Origin of the sequence: Streptococcus dysgalactiae subsp. dysgalactiae (assembly GCF_900459225.1) — a bacterium.
GTDB lineage: Bacteria > Bacillota > Bacilli > Lactobacillales > Streptococcaceae > Streptococcus > Streptococcus dysgalactiae.
The window spans coordinates 1,204,558-1,221,625 of record NZ_UHFH01000003.1 but is presented as its reverse complement, the minus strand read 5'-3'; the positions used below and the strand labels follow the sequence as shown (position 1 = coordinate 1,221,625).

General features: G+C 39.1%; 16 protein-coding genes. 14 read left to right on the top strand and 2 right to left on the bottom strand.

Annotated features, from left to right (window positions below; all coding sequences use genetic code 11):
* The first annotated feature begins 121 nt into the window (after nucleotides 1–121).
* Both pepV and DYD17_RS06405 read left to right on the top strand, forming a co-directional pair.
* Nucleotides 122–1,531: a dipeptidase PepV gene (gene pepV / locus DYD17_RS06410; protein WP_003051087.1), complete on the top strand. Its 1,410-nt coding sequence runs from the start codon at nucleotides 122–124 to the stop codon at nucleotides 1,529–1,531.
* Between the two features lie 763 nt (nucleotides 1,532–2,294).
* A complete protein-coding gene (locus DYD17_RS06405) occupies nucleotides 2,295–2,969 on the top strand; it encodes a CPBP family intramembrane glutamic endopeptidase (protein ID WP_115252920.1) in 675 nt (224 codons plus the stop codon).
* A gap of 107 nt (nucleotides 2,970–3,076) precedes the next feature.
* On the opposite strand, the gene mnmE is transcribed toward DYD17_RS06405, so the two are convergent.
* The gene (mnmE, locus tag DYD17_RS06400; RefSeq protein WP_003051082.1) at nucleotides 3,077–4,453 is read right to left on the bottom strand and encodes a tRNA uridine-5-carboxymethylaminomethyl(34) synthesis GTPase MnmE; all 1,377 of its coding nucleotides are present in this window, start codon (nucleotides 4,451–4,453) and stop codon (nucleotides 3,077–3,079) included.
* Between the two features lie 141 nt (nucleotides 4,454–4,594).
* On the opposite strand from mnmE, the gene rpiA reads away from it, so the two are divergent.
* From rpiA to DYD17_RS06370, 6 genes are all read left to right on the top strand, one after another.
* Nucleotides 4,595–5,278 carry a ribose-5-phosphate isomerase RpiA gene (rpiA, locus tag DYD17_RS06395; RefSeq protein WP_003051081.1) on the top strand — a complete coding sequence of 228 codons (684 nt, stop codon included), beginning with the start codon at nucleotides 4,595–4,597 and terminating at the stop codon, nucleotides 5,276–5,278.
* Between the two features lie 78 nt (nucleotides 5,279–5,356).
* Nucleotides 5,357–6,568 carry a phosphopentomutase gene (locus tag DYD17_RS06390; RefSeq protein WP_003051080.1) on the top strand — a complete coding sequence of 404 codons (1,212 nt, stop codon included), beginning with the start codon at nucleotides 5,357–5,359 and terminating at the stop codon, nucleotides 6,566–6,568.
* Between the two features lie 12 nt (nucleotides 6,569–6,580).
* Nucleotides 6,581–7,027: an arsenate reductase (glutaredoxin) gene (gene arsC, locus DYD17_RS06385; protein WP_003051079.1), complete on the top strand. Its 447-nt coding sequence runs from the start codon at nucleotides 6,581–6,583 to the stop codon at nucleotides 7,025–7,027.
* Nucleotides 7,011–7,820: a purine-nucleoside phosphorylase gene (locus tag DYD17_RS06380; RefSeq protein WP_003051078.1), complete on the top strand. Its 810-nt coding sequence runs from the start codon at nucleotides 7,011–7,013 to the stop codon at nucleotides 7,818–7,820. The genes arsC and DYD17_RS06380 overlap by 17 nt, the downstream gene beginning before the upstream one ends.
* 550 nt (nucleotides 7,821–8,370) lie before the next feature.
* On the top strand, nucleotides 8,371–9,084 hold the full coding sequence (deoD, locus tag DYD17_RS06375) for a purine-nucleoside phosphorylase (protein ID WP_003051077.1): 714 nt from the start codon (nucleotides 8,371–8,373) through the stop codon (nucleotides 9,082–9,084).
* Nucleotides 9,077–9,847 (top strand): hypothetical protein, encoded by a 771-nt coding sequence (locus DYD17_RS06370; protein ID WP_003051075.1) that lies wholly within the window; start codon nucleotides 9,077–9,079, stop codon nucleotides 9,845–9,847. The genes deoD and DYD17_RS06370 overlap by 8 nt, the downstream gene beginning before the upstream one ends.
* A gap of 80 nt (nucleotides 9,848–9,927) precedes the next feature.
* On the opposite strand, the gene DYD17_RS06365 is transcribed toward DYD17_RS06370, so the two are convergent.
* Nucleotides 9,928–10,845, bottom strand: a complete 918-nt coding sequence (locus DYD17_RS06365; protein WP_115246060.1) for a LysR family transcriptional regulator — start codon at nucleotides 10,843–10,845, stop codon at nucleotides 9,928–9,930.
* Nucleotides 10,846–11,068: 223 nt separating this feature from the next.
* Between DYD17_RS06365 and DYD17_RS06360 the strand changes: the two genes are divergently transcribed.
* The 6 genes from DYD17_RS06360 to DYD17_RS06335 all read left to right on the top strand — a co-directional run bounded on the left by DYD17_RS06360 (nucleotide 11,069) and on the right by DYD17_RS06335 (nucleotide 17,053).
* The gene (locus tag DYD17_RS06360) at nucleotides 11,069–11,617 is read left to right on the top strand and encodes a hypothetical protein (RefSeq protein ID WP_115276407.1); all 549 of its coding nucleotides are present in this window, start codon (nucleotides 11,069–11,071) and stop codon (nucleotides 11,615–11,617) included.
* Between the two features lie 211 nt (nucleotides 11,618–11,828).
* On the top strand, nucleotides 11,829–12,521 hold the full coding sequence (gene pyrF, locus DYD17_RS06355) for an orotidine-5'-phosphate decarboxylase (protein ID WP_115252918.1): 693 nt from the start codon (nucleotides 11,829–11,831) through the stop codon (nucleotides 12,519–12,521).
* Between the two features lie 60 nt (nucleotides 12,522–12,581).
* Entirely contained in the window at nucleotides 12,582–13,211 is a 630-nt protein-coding gene (gene pyrE, locus DYD17_RS06350) for an orotate phosphoribosyltransferase (RefSeq protein ID WP_003051066.1), read from the top strand.
* A 40-nt stretch (nucleotides 13,212–13,251) separates the two neighbouring features.
* The gene (locus tag DYD17_RS06345) at nucleotides 13,252–13,998 is read left to right on the top strand and encodes a GNAT family N-acetyltransferase (RefSeq protein WP_003051063.1); all 747 of its coding nucleotides are present in this window, start codon (nucleotides 13,252–13,254) and stop codon (nucleotides 13,996–13,998) included.
* A gap of 72 nt (nucleotides 13,999–14,070) precedes the next feature.
* Nucleotides 14,071–15,419, top strand: a protein-coding gene (locus DYD17_RS06340) for an IS3 family transposase (RefSeq protein ID WP_115276406.1) whose coding sequence is annotated in 2 segments (ribosomal slippage) — nucleotides 14,071–14,512 and nucleotides 14,512–15,419 — 1,350 coding nt in all. Because the reading frame shifts where the segments join, the coding sequence is not laid out codon by codon here.
* Between the two features lie 179 nt (nucleotides 15,420–15,598).
* Nucleotides 15,599–17,053, top strand: a complete 1,455-nt coding sequence (locus tag DYD17_RS06335) for an amidase (protein WP_003051057.1) — start codon at nucleotides 15,599–15,601, stop codon at nucleotides 17,051–17,053.
* Nucleotides 17,054–17,068: the final 15 nt, after the last annotated feature.

The window sequence follows — 17,068 nt, the reverse complement described above, 5'->3', positions numbered from 1 at the left end:
TTTTACCTTATCTGACAGCTAAAGCAAGATGCTCTTTTATTCCTCGTTGTATAGGCTAGGAAATCTAGGATTTTTAATAGTGATGACCTTTTTAAGGAAAGAAGTATAAGAAGGAGAAAAAATGACAAGTATCGATTTTAAAGCAGAAGTTGACAAACGTAAAGAAGCCATGTTGGCGGATTTGATTGACCTGTTACGTATCAATTCAGAACGTGATGACCAATTAGCTGATGACAAACACCCTTTTGGACCAGGACCAGTTAAGGCCCTGGAGCATTTCCTTGCAATGGCTGAGCGTGATGGTTACAAAACGCGTAATATCGATAACTATGCGGGGGACTTTGAGTTTGGTCAAGGTGATGAAGTGCTAGGAATCTTTGGTCACCTTGATGTTGTGCCAGCTGGTAGCGGTTGGGATACCGATCCTTATGAGCCAGTGATTAAAGACGATCGCATCTATGCGCGTGGGTCTTCGGATGACAAGGGACCAACCATAGCGTGCTATTATGCCCTTAAAATCATTAAAGAATTGGGTCTACCTGTGTCTAAAAAGGTACGGTTTATCGTTGGTACTGATGAAGAATCTGGCTGGGGTGATATGGATTATTACTTTGCCCATAACGGTTTGAAAAATCCAGACTTTGGTTTCTCACCAGATGCCGAATTTCCAATTATCAATGGCGAAAAAGGAAACATCACCGAATACCTTCATTTTACAGGAGAAAATCAGGGAGCTTTTGTGCTTCATCGCTTCCAAGGTGGTTTACGTGAAAATATGGTACCAGAATCTGCAACAGCAGTCATCACGGCACCGCATGACCTTAATGTATTAGAAGCAGCTTTGGAGCAATTTTTATCAGTACATAGTGTTAAAGGCGCTATGGAGGCTTCTGATAGTAAAATTGAAGTAACTATTATTGGGAAGTCTGCTCACGGGTCAACCCCAGAAGCTGGAATCAATGGTGCCACCCTACTAGCTAAATTCCTGAATCAATTTACCTTTGAAGGGGCTGCTAAAGATTATTTACATGTGGCAGGTGAAGTGCTTCATGAGGACTTTGCGGCAGAAAAATTAGGCCTTGCTTATACCGACGACCGTATGGGAGCCTTGACCATGAATGCAGGTGTCTTCAACTTTGATAGTCAATCAGCTGACAATACCATCGCCTTGAATTTCCGTTATCCAAAAGGGACTGATGCTGCAACCCTAAAAGCAGGATTGGAAAAACTATCAGGATTAACTAAGGTAAGCCTTTCTGAGCATGAGCATACACCTCATTATGTGCCAATGGATGATGAATTGGTAGCAACCTTGCTTGCTGTTTATGAAAAACAAACAGGTCTTAAAGGCTATGAACAAGTTATCGGCGGAGGAACCTTTGGTCGTTTGCTAGAACGTGGTGTGGCCTTTGGAGCTATGTTCCCAGGCGATGAAAACACCATGCATCAAGCCAATGAATATATGCCTTTAGAAAACATCTATCACTCTGCTGCTATTTATGCTGAAGCTATCTATGAATTAATTAAATAAGCAAAAAGGAGCCGTCAGGCTTCTTTTTGCTTATTTAATTAATTTCAAATATATATTATTGTTCCTTTCATTTGTGAGTTGAACACTTCAACAGTCAGGAGAGTGACTGTTTGAGGAAATCTAATTCATTCCATGCCTATAATAACCGCTTAACTACGGCGAAAAGAATTAAGTGACAATAGACTTATTGCTAATTTAATAAGGAGTTGGATGGTTGCTAAAACAGTTAGGGAGTTTTTTGTTTGAAGAAATCCGGGGATTTACATGACTAAATAAAAAAGTATTTAACTTTCCTATCTATCGATTTCATTTATTTATAATCTAATAAAAAAATATTTGAAAATAGATAAAAAACTTGCAAAGGATGTAAAAAATGATATTACTACTTTGTAGAAAGCAACTAACGTTGATTTATTCAATGAAGCTAGTGAGGATGGCCGGCTGCTTTAGGCTTGAATTGGATACTAAATGAGATTAGTATCGGCTTTAGAGGGTTTTGGTTTACTTTTCCACAAGCAGTAAAAAGTATTTCATATGGAAGAGGGACTATACAACCCTCTTTTTTGTTTGGAGTTATATAATAATAAGTACTTCTTTTTCTATTTTAATTTCAGAAAGAAATCGACTACTGGATAAATTTTTCTCACAAAGTCATATTAAGTATTTTGCTCTTGGTAAATTATTAATATTCTTTTACATTTTGTGATATAATAATTGTATTAGTAAAGCAATATAGTCCTAATTGATTAGGAGAAAAATCATATTGAGAAAAATCGGAAATAAAAAAGATTATTATTGGGCTGCGGGTGCACTTATTGCACTATTTTTAGGTGCATTTATATGGGGAATTTTATTCGGTTTCATTTTCCGAAATTCTGCTTCGATTACTCTATCAGTAATGATTGGTGGAAGTATAAGTAGTTTAATTGTCCTCTGGTATGGCTATTCTTTAAAAAATAATTGGTCTCTATCTGATTTTGGATTTCATAAAGGGAAGCATTCCTTATGGCATCTATTGTGGTGGATTCCATTGACATTTATTTTTTCCATTGCGGGAGCAGGCTTGTTTTCGTTCCTTTTTAAAATACCCCATGAAGCAAAGGCTGGTGGGATTAGTAGTGAAACTATGGCTTTGGGATGGGCTGTTGTTCTAGTCATAGAACTAACAGTAGGTATATTAATTCCCTTCATTGAAGAAATTATTTTCAGACGATTTTTATTTGAATGGCTTCAATTGTATTTTTCCAAATGGCTTGCTGCATCAATAGTAGTTTTTGTTTTTACAGTACTACATATTATTCCAGCGGTAATGGCTTATGTCTTGTTTTTAGGAATTTCACTCATGCTTTCTCGAATTTGGTTTCAAAATTTGACGGCACCTTGGCTTATTCATACCATCAATAATTCTCTTGTTGTTTTGATTGCGACGTTAAGTTGAGATATTAAAAATTTCACAATAAGATAATCTCTAGTACGAATCGACATTTCTTGTAAAAATATAAAATCTCCAAGTTCAGAGCTCAGAAAGCCCACTGGGCTTTCTGACTATTTACCAAGACAGAATTGGCTAAAGAGTTGGGTAATGAGTTCATCAGGAGCAGCGTCTCCTGTGATTTCTCCGAGGATTTCCCAAGTTCTGGTTAGATCAACTTGTAGTAAATCCACTGGCATGCCAAGGGCTAAACCATCATTGACAGCTTCCAAACTTTGTACAGCCTTTTCAATCAAAGAAATGTGGCGGGCATTTGACAGGTAAGTGGCATCTTGCTCTACCAAACCAGCGTTGTCAAAGAAAAGCTGGTTGATGCGATCTTCGATCAGGTCAATATTATGGTTGGTTAACACCGAAATAGGAATAAGATCCGCTGGCAACTGTTCCAATTCAATCTTTTGTTCCAAATCTGTTTTATTCAGCAATATAATACGGTTACTGTCTTGACTGAGATATAATAGCGATCGGTCTTGGTCAGTTAATGGTTCAGAGGCATTCAGCACAAGGAGAACAAGGTCAGCTTCTTGAAGAGCTTTTTTAGACCGCTCAACTCCGATTTGTTCGACTAAATCATCTGTTTCACGGATACCAGCCGTATCGACAAGTTTGAGAGGAACTCCTTTGATATTAACGTATTCCTCAATGACATCTCGGGTAGTTCCTGCAATATCAGTGACGATGGCTTTGTCCTCTCGTAACAAATTATTAAGCAAGCTTGACTTACCGACATTTGGTCGTCCAATAATAGCTGTGGATAGTCCCTCGCGAAGAATCTTGCCGCGTTTAGCTGTGCGGAGGAGGTTTTTCAAAAGCTTTTGGAATTCTTGTGTTTTCTCACGTAACAGAGCAGTTGTCATTTCTTCCACATCGTCATATTCCGGGTAGTCAATATTGACTTCAACTTGGGCTAAGGTATTGAGAATTTCTTGACGGGTATCATTGATAAGCTGGGAAAGGGAGCCATCCAGTTGCTTGACCGCAATTGTCATAGCCTTGTCTGTTTTAGCACGAATAATGTCCATGACAGCCTCAGCCTGAGTCAAATCAACACGACCATTTAAGAAGGCACGTTTGGTGAATTCACCTGGCTCTGCCATTCTAGCCCCTTGTCGAATCAGTAATTGTAATATTTCGTTAGTTACCGCAATACCACCGTGCGTATTGATTTCAATTACATTTTCACGGGTAAAGGTTTTGGGAGCCAGCATGACTGACACCATAACCTCATCGACAATAGTTCCTGTCTTAGGATCAACGATATGACCATAGTTGATGGTGTGAGAAGCTACTTGCTCTAAGTTCTTTCCCTTAAAAACAGATTGTGCAATGGCAAGCGCATCTGTTCCTGATAGACGGACAATGCCAATAGCCCCTTCACCAAGAGGGGTTGAAATGGCAGTAATTGTATCAAATTCTTTAGTTATACTCATGCCATCTATTTTAAATCAAGTCCTGTCAGAAAGCAAGGTCTTGCTATGACAAGAGGAGAAAATCAGATATTTTCATTAACAAGCGGGCGCTTTCATGGTATAATAAAGTGCTAGGACGCAAATCTAATATAAGGGGGAATCATGGAAGCACTCAAAAAAATCGCTGGGGTTACTGCTGCCCAATACGTCACAGATGGTATGACCATTGGATTGGGAACAGGATCAACCGCCTACTATTTTGTTGAAGAAATTGGCCGTCGTGTAAAGGAAGAAGGACTGCAAGTGGTCGGGGTTACGACATCAAGTGTAACCAGTAAACAAGCAGAAAGTCTAGGTATCCCTTTAAAATCAGTAGATGAGATTGATAGCATCGACCTCACTGTAGATGGTGCTGATGAAGTTGATAAAGACTTCAACGGTATCAAAGGGGGAGGAGCAGCTTTATTGATGGAGAAGATTGTGGCCACACCAACAAAAGAATATATCTGGGTTGTGGATGATTCTAAAATGGTAGAGCATTTGGGTGCCTTTAAATTACCAGTCGAAGTGGTTCAATACGGTGCTGACCGATTACTCCGTGTCTTTGAAAAAGCTGGTTACAAACCTTCTTTCCGGATGAAAGGTGACAGTCGTTTGGTGACCGATATGCAAAACTATATTATTGACCTTGATTTAGGTTACATTGAGGATCCCGTTGCCTTTGGTCGCTTGTTAGATGGGACAGTTGGTGTTGTGGAACACGGTCTTTTTAACGGTATGGTCGATAAGGTGATTGTTGCGAGCAAATCGGGCGTTACTGTTTTAGAAGCGCCTAAAGCAGGTTAGTCTTAGTATAGTAACTGTGTTAAAAATATTTTATAGGTTTTAGGGAGCCAACCGTAACCTCCCTTAGATTGGAGACTTATGTCAAAATTTAATCGTATTCACTTAGTTGTTTTAGATTCTGTTGGTATTGGTGCAGCACCAGATTCTGACAAATTCTTTAATGCAGGTGTAGCTGATACAGATTCTGACACCCTCGGCCATATTTCAAAGACAGCAGGCTTAACTGTTCCGAATATGGCAAAAATTGGACTTGGTAATATTCCTCGCCCAGTGCCACTACAAACCGTTCCAGCAGAAAACATTCCTACTGGTTACGTGACCAAATTGGAAGAAGTATCTCTTGGAAAAGATACCATGACAGGCCACTGGGAAATTATGGGCTTGAACATTACGGAACCTTTTGACACTTTCTGGAATGGTTTCCCAGAAGAGATTTTAACTAAGATTGAGGAGTTTTCTGGTCGCAAAATCATTCGCGAGGCCAACAAACCTTATTCAGGAACTGCGGTTATTGATGATTTTGGTCCACGTCAAATGGAAACAGGTGAGTTGATCGTTTACACGTCAGCAGACCCAGTACTTCAAATTGCAGCTCATGAAGACATTATTCCTGTGGAGGAGCTTTACAAGATTTGTGAGTACGCTCGCTCCATTACTCTTGAGCGCCCTGCTCTTTTAGGTCGAATTATTGCACGTCCTTATGTAGGGGAGCCAGGAAACTTTACTCGTACAGCTAACCGTCATGACTATGCAGTGTCTCCTTTCCAAGATACCGTTTTGAACAAACTGGCTGACGCAGGTGTCCCAACTTATGCCGTTGGTAAGATTAATGATATCTTCAACGGTTCAGGTATTACAAATGATATGGGACATAACAAATCAAACAGTCATGGTATTGACACGCTTATTAAGACCCTTCAATTACCTGAGTTTACTAAAGGCTTCTCTTTTACTAACCTTGTTGATTTTGATGCAAACTTTGGTCACCGTCGTGATCCAGAAGGTTATCGTGACTGCTTGCATGAATTTGACAATCGCCTACCTGAAATCATCGCAAATATGAAAGAAGACGATTTGCTTCTCATCACTGCTGACCATGGTAATGACCCAACCTATGCAGGCACCGATCACACTCGTGAATACATCCCATTGCTTGCCTACTCTGCATCCTTTACTGGAAATGGTCTTATTCCACAAGGGCATTTTGCGGATATTTCAGCAACTGTTGCAGAAAATTTTGGAGTTGATACAGCCATGATTGGTGAATCATTCCTTGGTCACTTAAAATAAGAAAGTTAGTAATTGATAACGGAAGAAATCACGATTTATCATAATCCAAACTGTGGCACTTCACGTAATGTTCTTGCCATGATTCGTCATGCAGGTATTGAGGCTACTATTATTGAGTATTTGCAGACGCCCCCTAATCGGGAGACTTTACTTGAGCTCTTACAATCTATGGGAATCTCTGCGCGAGAACTCTTACGAACCAATGTTCCTGAATTTGAGGCTCATGGATTAGCAAATCAAGCAGTAGCTGAGAAAGACATTATTAATGCCATGTTGGCGGATCCAATTTTGATCAATCGTCCTATTGTTGTGACTCGCAAAGGAGTAAAACTTTGCCGTCCTTCTGAGACTTTACTGGATATTCTTCCTGTTCCCCTGCCTAGTCCTTATATTAAAGAGGATGGCGAGATTGTGAACCCTATTGAGGTAAAAGGAGAAAAAGATGTCATTGATGACTAAAATTAACGAAACAAAAGACTTTTTAGTTGCTAAGGGAATTGAAGCCCCAGAATTTGGATTAATTCTAGGTTCAGGACTTGGTGAACTTGCTGAAGAAGTAGAGAATCCTGTTGTTATTGATTATGCAGATATTCCAAACTGGGGCAAATCAACAGTTGTTGGCCATGCTGGAAAATTAGTCTACGGTGATTTAGCTGGTCGTAAAGTACTTGCCCTACAAGGTCGTTTCCATTTTTACGAAGGAAATCCGCTTGAAGTGGTGACTTTCCCTGTTCGTGTCATGAAAGCTCTGGGATGTGAAGGCGTTCTTGTCACAAATGCAGCTGGAGGTATTGGCTACGGCCCGGGTACCTTGATGGCAATCACAGATCATATTAACATGACTGGAAATAACCCACTAATTGGTGAAAACTTGGAGGAGTTTGGTCCACGTTTCCCTGATATGTCCGATGCCTATACTAAGGTTTATCGCGATAAGGCACATGAAGTGGCTGAAAAAATGAACATCAAGTTAGAAGATGGTGTTTATATGGGCTTAACTGGTCCAACTTATGAAACACCAGCAGAAATCCGTGCTTTCAAAGTATTAGGAGCAGATGCTGTCGGCATGTCAACTGTGCCAGAAGTTATTGTGGCTGCTCATTCTGGACTTAAAGTACTTGGTATTTCAGCCATCACTAACTTTGCAGCTGGTTTCCAATCAGAATTGAACCACGAAGAAGTTGTTGAAGTGACTGAACATATCAAAGAAGATTTTAAAGGTCTTGTTAAAGCTATTTTAGCTGAGTTGTAGGATAAAAAAGAGAGTACTCACTGAATCTATCTTTTCAGTGGCCTCGCTCTAGAATCTACAATTTGATATCTGACAATGAATATTAGTTATCATATTTTTAGGTGCGAGATTAACCTTCTTGTCACTTGCTTTTTCGGAAGAAAAAAATAGGAAAATATGATAAGTAGGTATCATATTAAACTAAGAAAAATATTATTTGTTTTATGTATTTTTCTTAGTTTAGTTGGTATCGTGTTTGCCATTAAAAATCTCGTAAAATTTGCTGTTTCCTTTATTATTCTAGGATTAGCATGCAATTTTCTGGGATTATTAATTAACAAAAAATAATAAATGAATAAATGTGCGATGGATTCCATATTCTATATAAGGGAATGTGGGCATCTTTCCCATCCACTTAATTTAAAAATAAGAAAGGAAAGAGAGTTAGTTCTTTCTGATTTGAACTCAAGCGGAAAACTCGGAAAAAAGGAGAAACTGCCTAAGAAGATGGTGTTTCTTGTCAGTTTTCAATTTTTCAGTCATTTTCTGGTCGCTCTCTGTATCATAACTGATGTCTATTCATATTTCTGCCAAACAAGGCGATATTGCTGATAAAATCCTTCTACCTGGAGACCCTCTACGTGCGAAATTTATCGCGGAAAACTTCCTTGAAGATGCTGTTTGCTTCAATGAGGTCCGTAACATGTTTGGCTACACAGGAACTTACAAAGGCCACCGTGTCTCTGTTATGGGAACGGGTATGGGAATGCCTTCCATTTCCATCTATGCTCGTGAGTTAATTGTTGACTACGGCGTGAAAACATTGATTCGTGTTGGGACTGCTGGTGCCATCGACCCTGATGTTCATGTGCGTGAACTGGTACTTGCTCAAGCAGCCGCAACCAACTCAAACATTATTCGTAACGATTTTCCAGAATTTGATTTCCCGCAAATTGCTGATTTTGGCTTGCTTGATAAGGCTTACCATATTGCCAAAGAAATGGGTGTGACAACTCATGTTGGGAATGTGCTCTCTTCTGATGTCTTTTACTCTAACATGCCTGAACGTAACATGGCTCTTGGTAAATTGGGTGTTAAAGCCATCGAAATGGAAGCAGCAGCTCTTTATTATTTAGCGGCTCAGCACCAGGTTAAAGCCCTTGGAATCATGACGATCTCAGATAACTTGAATGATCCAACTGAAGATACTACAGCTGAAGAGCGTCAAACCAACTTCACTGATATGATGAAAGTTGGTTTGGAAACTTTAATTGCCAATGATTAACACTCAAACAATAGACATCCTTTTGGATGTCTATGCTTATAATCACGCCTTTAAGGTTGCACAAATATTATCGGATTTTCCAAAATCCGCTCTCTATTTATTAGAAATGCTCAAAGAACGACGAGAATTAAACCTCAATTTCCTGTCAGAGCATCAAGCAGAGAATCAGACTATTGAAAAAACCTATGGCCTGTCAGTATGGCTAAACCAAACACTTGAAGAAGAACAAATTGCTAACTATATTTTAGATTTGGAAGTTAAGGTGAAGAATGGTGCTATCATTGACTTTGTCAGGTCTGTATCACCTATTCTTTATCGGCTTTTTCTCAGATTAATAGAGGCAGAAATTCCAAATATTAAACGTTATATTTTTGACACAAAGAATGACCAATATGATACTTGGCATTTTCAGGCCATGTTGGAATCTGATCACGAGGTTTTCAAAACTTATTTATCTCAAAGACAATCCCGTAACGTCACGACCAAAAGTTTGGCCGATTTATTGGCTTTGACCCATTTACCTCAAGAAATCAAGGATCTTGTTCTTTCTTTGAGAACCTTTGAGAAATCGGTTCGTAATCCCTTAGCACACTTGATTAAGCCCTTTGATGAAGAAGAATTACATCGGACAACTCATTTTTCTTCTCAGGCTTTTCTAGAAAATATTATCGCCTTAGCGACTTTTTCAGGTGTGAATTACCACAGTGAGCCATTTTACTTTGATCAAATGAATGCCATTATTAAAAAGGAACTGGGTCTTTAAAGATCGCTTAGACTTCATGGCTAACAAAAACACGGTAACTCAACCCTAAAAGGTTTTGCTATCGTGTTTTTTGTAATCTATTAAAAAGGCGGCTGACTAAAAGAGACTTCCTCAATTAGGTATTTAATAAACCGTTCTCCCATTTTAGAAAGATTAGCTTTTTCGTGTTTGATAAAGACAATATCAATAGCATCAGGGACATCTAGTGGAATAGCCACAATCTGATCTCCATTGAGGTTACTATTTAAGATACCACTAGCAACTGTGTAACCATCTAAACCAATCATGAGATTAAAGAGAGTAGCACGATCGCTGACCACGATGGATTTACGATGAGGCATTTGAGCCATCATCTCCTCTGAAAAGTAAAAGGAATTGTGAATGCCTTGATCATAACTCAGATAAGGAAAATCAGTCAAATCATCCAAACTTAAAAGACTTTTCTTAGCTAAAGGGTTTGACTTGCTGACAAAAATATGAGGATGAGCCTTGAAGAGAGACGTTACCGTCAAATGATTATCATCAAAGAGTTTCGTCAAAACATCCCTGTTATAATCATTGATAAAGAGAACCCCGATTTCAGAACGAAAGTTTTTAACGTCATCAATAATCTCCCAGGTCCTCGTCTCACGCAAAAATAGCTCGTATTGGGTCATGTCTGTTCGCTTGAGGAGTGACACAAAAGCATTAACCACAAAGGCATAGTGTTGAGAAGAGACACTGAATAATTCTCGGCTGGTGTTTTGGTTTTTATAGCGGTCTTCTAACAGCGAGGTTTGCTCAATGATTTGACGCGCATAAGATAAAAATTCCACCCCGTCTTTTGTTAAGGTAATCCCTTTTGGATTTCGGATAAAAATAGTAATCCCCATTTCAGTTTCCAAGTCCTTGACCGCGTTGGAAAGGCTTGGCTGTGTAATAAATAATTGTTTGGCTGCCTCGTTCATAGAGCCGCATTCGACAATTTTGATAATGTAATGTAATTGTTGGATTCTCATAGATACAGTCTATCTCAAAAAAAATAAAGACGCAAGCACAAATGTTTCGAAAGTATGCCTTAACTGGTGTTGGCTATTTAGTGAGTTTCCCAGCAAATTAGGACTTTAATGTCCCAAGATTTTAAAAATCACTTTCAGCAATTTCGTTGCCCTTTTATTTTTCTTGTGTTATATTAATAGTATTAACAAATCAGTTTTTTTCTAATCAAAGGGTGGTGATCGTGTGAATATGGCTGAACAAACTAGTCATCAAAACTTAATCCAAAAATTATTAGTCAGTATCCACTATTTGACCCTTTTTCGTGATGAATTGAAGCTTGTTGGGCGAACACCTTCCATACTTGGAGGTGAATTTCCAACTCATTTGGTTCAATCTGAATTTGGGGACATTGTTGCTGCCATCGCTACTTTAGACAAGCAACAACGCTTAATTGAATCGACCTTTTGGTATGAGGAATCAGCGTTTAAATTAATGAATAAAACGCTGGATATTGTTGACAATTGGATCAAGGGGGTAGACCACCTCATTGATTTGTGTCAATCAAAGGAAGTTTTTCAAGCTATTATTGGTGATAAGCGTATTCGAGTTTTTGGTGTGTTGATTGATGTCTTCTCCTCCTTAAAAATTATTGCCATGTCCCTCAAAGAAGAACCTATTCCAGAGGTGCTTTATGACCACATTAAATTGGTTAACTTAGAAGAAGAAGTCTTTATCAAACATTATCAAAGCCCTAAAGTGGTTGTTGCAGAACATCATCAAGCAATGGATTAAAGCTGATAGGGACAGTTGACTTCTGTGACTAAAAAAGATACAATAACTAAAATAATATAAAAACCTTTAAATGACGTCCAGAGAGGCGAACAAGGAATACAGGAGAAAAAGAGGATGAACTTTCCCTCTTACTTTGGTGTAGCCTCGCTTCTTTGGAAGCGAGGTTTTTTGCTAGTCTAACCCTGTTAAGTGCGCTTAGAAAGGATGAGTTATGCGAGAAGAACGACCGATTATTGCCCTAGATTTTGCAACAGTTGAGGAGGTGACAGCATTTCTTTCACTTTTTCCAAAAGAAGAAAAACTCTATGTGAAGATTGGTATGGAGTTATATTACGCTCAAGGATCAGAGATTATTCGATATGTCAAAAGTTTAGGACATAGTGTGTTCTTGGATTTGAAATTACATGATATTCCCAATACCGTGTATTCTGCAATGAAAGTCTTGAAACAATTGGAAATTGATATGGCAACTGTTCAAGCAGCAGGGGGTGTTGAGATGCTAAAAGCAGCTAGAGAAGGTTTAGGAGAAGGTCCAATCTTGCTAGCAGTAACTCAGCTAACCTCTACCAGTGAGCAACAAATGCGAGAGGACCAAAACATTCAGTCTAGTCTTTTGGAATCCGTTTTACATTATGCCAAGAGAGCAGCTAAAGTTCAACTTGATGGCGTGGTTTGTTCAGCTCATGAAGTAGAACGCATCAAAGCTGAAACCCCTAACGGATTTGTGTGTTTAACCCCTGGAATTCGACCAAAAGGTAGCGCTGTTGGGGATCAAAAACGCGTCATGACTCCCGCTCAAGCAAGAATTATTGGAAGTGACTATATTGTGGTTGGGCGTCCTATTACTCAGGCAGAAGATCCAGTGGCTGCTTACCAAGCCATAAAAGCTGAATGGACAAGTTAAGCAAAAACATAATGATGAGTTAACATGAAAAAAAACGAACACAAACAAGGAGATGAAAAGATGACATTAGCAAGCCGTGTTGCATCCGATTTACTTGATATTCAAGCTGTTTATTTAAAACCCGAGAATCCTTTTACTTGGGCCTCTGGAATCAAATCCCCTATTTACACTGATAATCGTATTACCCTATCTTATCCTGAGACGCGCAACCTTATTGAAAATGGTTTTGTGGACACTATTAAGGCTCATTTCTCAGAAGTTGAGGTCATCGCTGGTACAGCCACAGCAGGGATTCCCCACGGAGCTATTATTGCTGATAAGATGTCACTTCCTTTTGCGTACATTCGCAGCAAACCTAAAGATCATGGTGCTGGGAACCAGATTGAAGGGCGAGTCTTGAAAGGTCAAAAAATGGTTATTATTGAAGATTTGATTTCAACAGGTGGGTCGGTACTAGATGCAGCCGCAGCCGCTAAACGTGAGGGAGCAGACGTTTTGGGAGTGGTTGCAATTTTCACTTATGAGTTACCAAAAGCTAGTCAGAATTTTGAAGAAGCAGGGGTGCAACTGATTACCTTGTCAACTTACAGTGACTTAATCCAAGTAGCTAAAGAAAAAGGCTACATTACAGCTGATGGCCTGCAGCTACTTCAAAAATTCAAAGAAGACCAGGAAAATTGGCAAGGGTAAACTATCGCTAATCTCCCTGCTTTACGGAAAGGAATGCACTATGTCTTACAAAGCTTTACTGGAAGCGGGAGAACCTGTTTATCAGAAAACAGAACGCTTCCACCATTATAAAAATCCCACTACCTCAGAACGTTATTTTTCGAATTACCTTAGTTACTATCGTATGCCCACTGTTGTAGAATTAAAAGAGGATTTAGCTTATTTAGCCAAGGAACAAGAAAATTATGACAGTGATTATGCTTTTGTCTTTTTTGAAGAAAATCAGGAATTATCTGCTGACCTAAAAGTATTTTTAGAAGAAAAAGGCTTTGACTTTGAGAAACACCTCATCTATACCAATAGTCGTAATCAATTAAATCTAACTTGGCATGATAGTGATTCTATTAGCATTGAGCCACTCTCAGAGGCCACTTTCTCAGATTATCTGGCTTATAAATATGAGGGATACCTTGACTACGGCGAAACCTATGCTAATCAAATGCAAGCTTACAACGAAAGTTACCTAAGGACTGAGGGCTCTGCTATTTACCTTGCTCTTGATAAAGGTAGTATTGTAGGGGACATCACAGCTTGGAAATGTGGCGATTACATTGAAATGGATGACTTTTATGTGAAAGAAGCCTATCGAGGACGCGGTATTGGAACAAATCTGCAGTATCGAGCTAGTCAGGATTATCAGAAGGTGATTTTGATTTCCGAAGAAGAAAATCGTGCCATGTATGAACATCAAGGTTACCAAGAGGTGGCCTACTATTGGACCGTTTTAAAATCGCCTCGAGAAAGATAGTCAAAAAGGAGTGCCGTCATGAACTGCACCCCAAAAGTTAGACAACAAATCTAACTTTTGGGGTGTTTTTCTATGAAATTAAGTTATGAAGATAAAATTGAAATCTATCGCTTACGACAATCTGGTTGGACATGGCCTAAAATCAGTCAAACATTTAATATGAGTAAGTATAACCTTCAATACATGGTCCGCCTTATTGATATACACGGATTGGAAAGTGTTTGTAAAAGGAAAAATAGGTATTATTCTCCTGAACTAAAGCAGGAAATCATAAACGAAGTTCTGATGAAAGGTAGGTCTCAGCTAGAGGTTTCTCTAGATTATGGATTACCAAACAAGGGAATGCTTCCTAATTGGATAGCGCAATACAAGAAAAACGGGTATACTATTCTTGAGAAATCAAGAGGGAGACCTGTAAAGATAGGACGCAAACCAAAGAGAAAACTTGAAGAAATGACTGAATTAGAGCGTCTTCAATATGATAATGAGTACCTTAGAGCGGAGAATGCCGTACTAAAAAAGTTGAGAGAACTCCGATTGAGGGTCGAAGCAAGGCTCAAAGAGCAACAGAAATCATTCAAGGACTAATCAATGTATTTGATTTAAGAATCCTACTTAATATTTTGAAGCTGTCTCGATCAACCTACTATTATCAGGTTAAACGTCTAACTCAGGGAGATAACAACAAAGAATTAAAAGAAGCTATTCAAGATATTTATTCTGAGAACAAAGGGAGATATGGTTACCGTAGAATTCACCTCGAACTTAAAAATCGAGGCTATAAAGTTAATCATAAGAAAGTTCAACGTTTGATGACAGAACTTGGTTTGAAAGCTAGAATCCGTGCGAAACGTCGCTATAACTCTTATAAAGGTGAGGTTGGCAAGAAAGCTGATAATCTCATTAAGCGTCAATTTAAAGCTACCCAACCACTTAAGAAGTGTTATACCGATGTCACAGAGTTTTCAATTCCTGCTAGTGATCAAAAATTGTATCTATCACCAGTTCTTGATGGCTTTAACAGTGAGATTATTGCATATCATTTATCTACCTCGCCAAACTTACAACAACTTAAAACGATGCTTTCCGAGGCTTTTCCTGAACAAACTTACCAGGGCACTATTTTACATAGTGACCAAGGATGGCAATATCAACACACTTACTACCATCATTTTCTTGAGGAGCATGGAATGAGACCGTCCATGTCGCGTAAAGGAAATAGCTTAGATAACGGCATGATGGAATCTTTTTTTGGAACATTGAAGACAGAAATGTTTTATGGGTTTGAGAAGGAATTTACTTCCCTCGAAACATTAAAAACAGCTATTTCAGAATATATCAACTACTACAACACTAAACGAATCAAACTTACATTAAGAGGACTAAGTCCTGTGCAATACAGAACTCAATCCTTAACTTAAAATATAATATCCAACTTTTGGGGGTCACTTCAGTATAGCAGTCCTTTTTGAATTGTAATGAACTAGCTGATATCAGGCAAGAAGGACTGCTCCTAGCCTTTTAATGGTGGTTTGATGAGATTTGTGTTTTAATAAAAAAGGATGTTTTAGAAAGACAGTATCAGAAAGGAAGAGTTACCATGACTTATCATGATGCAACGGCTATGGCTATGGCAGTTCAAACTGGGGAAATCTCCCCTCTAGAGCTGGTCAGTCAAGCCATTCACAAAGCAAAAGAATTAAATCCTATCTTAAATGCTATTACCTCAGAACGCTTTGAAGCAGCTCTAGAAGAGGCTAAACAAAGGGATTTTTCAGGTAAGCCTTTTGCAGGAGTTCCCATTTTTTTGAAAGATTTGGGCCAAGAATTGAAGGGAGACTTATCAACATCAGGTTCTAAGCTATTCAAGAATCATCATGCGACTAAAACGGATTTATTCGTGAAAAGGTTAGAAGACTTGGGATTTATTATTTTAGGGCGTTCTAACACACCTGAATTTGGCTTTAAAAATATTAGTGATAGTCAGCTCCATGGCCCGGTTTCATTACCTCATGATAAAACACGCAATGCTGGTGGCTCGTCAGGTGGTGCGGCAGCTTTGGTGTCATCTGGAATTAGTGCACTAGCACCAGCTAGTGATGGGGGTGGCTCTATTCGGATTCCAGCTTCGTTTAATGGCTTAATTGGGCTCAAACCTAGTCGTGGACGCATACCTGTTGGACCTGGCTCTTATAGAGGCTGGCAAGGAGCCTCAGTTCATTTTGCCTTGACCAAATCAGTTAGAGATACACGATGCTTGCTTTACCATTTACAGATGGAACAAATGGAAAGTCCATTTCCTCTTGCAAAGTTAGCCAAAGAAAAGATTGAGGAGCCGCTAAAGCGTCCCTTAAAAATTGCGTTTTACCAACGGTTAATTGACGGTAGGCCCGTATCAGCAGATACTTCCGAGGCTTTAAGACAAGCTGTAGCTTGTCTAACAGAGCAGGGACATCATCTGGTTGAATTGCAAGAGTTTCCTGTAAACATGCCAGAAGTTATTCGACATTACTACATGATGAATAGTGTTGAAACAGCTGCTATGTTTGCTGGTATAGAAACCGCTTTTAGACGCCCAATGACCAAGGACGATATGGAAACCGTGACTTGGGCTATTTACCAATCAGGTAAAGACATTCCTGCTTGGCGCTACTCACAGGTTCTTCAGAAATGGGATGCTTATAGCGCAACTATGGCAACCTTTCATGAGTCCTACGACCTATTATTAACGTTTACAACCAATACACCGGCCCCTAAACACGGAGAACTTGTTCCAGATTCTCAACTCATGGCTAGATTGGCTCAAGCTGAAATTTTCAGCAGTGAAGAGCAATTCAATCTGGTCGAAACCATGTTTACTAAGAGTTTAACCATTAATCCTTACACAGCTCTGCCTAATCTAACTGGGCAGCCAGCTATCAGTTTGCCCACTTACGAAACAAAAGAAGGTCTCCCAATAGGCATTCAATTCATTGCAGCTAAAGGTAGAGAGGACCTATTATTAGGAATTGCAGAGCAGTTTGAATTGGCGGGTTTATTGAAGACTCCTCAATAATAATCTTATAAAACA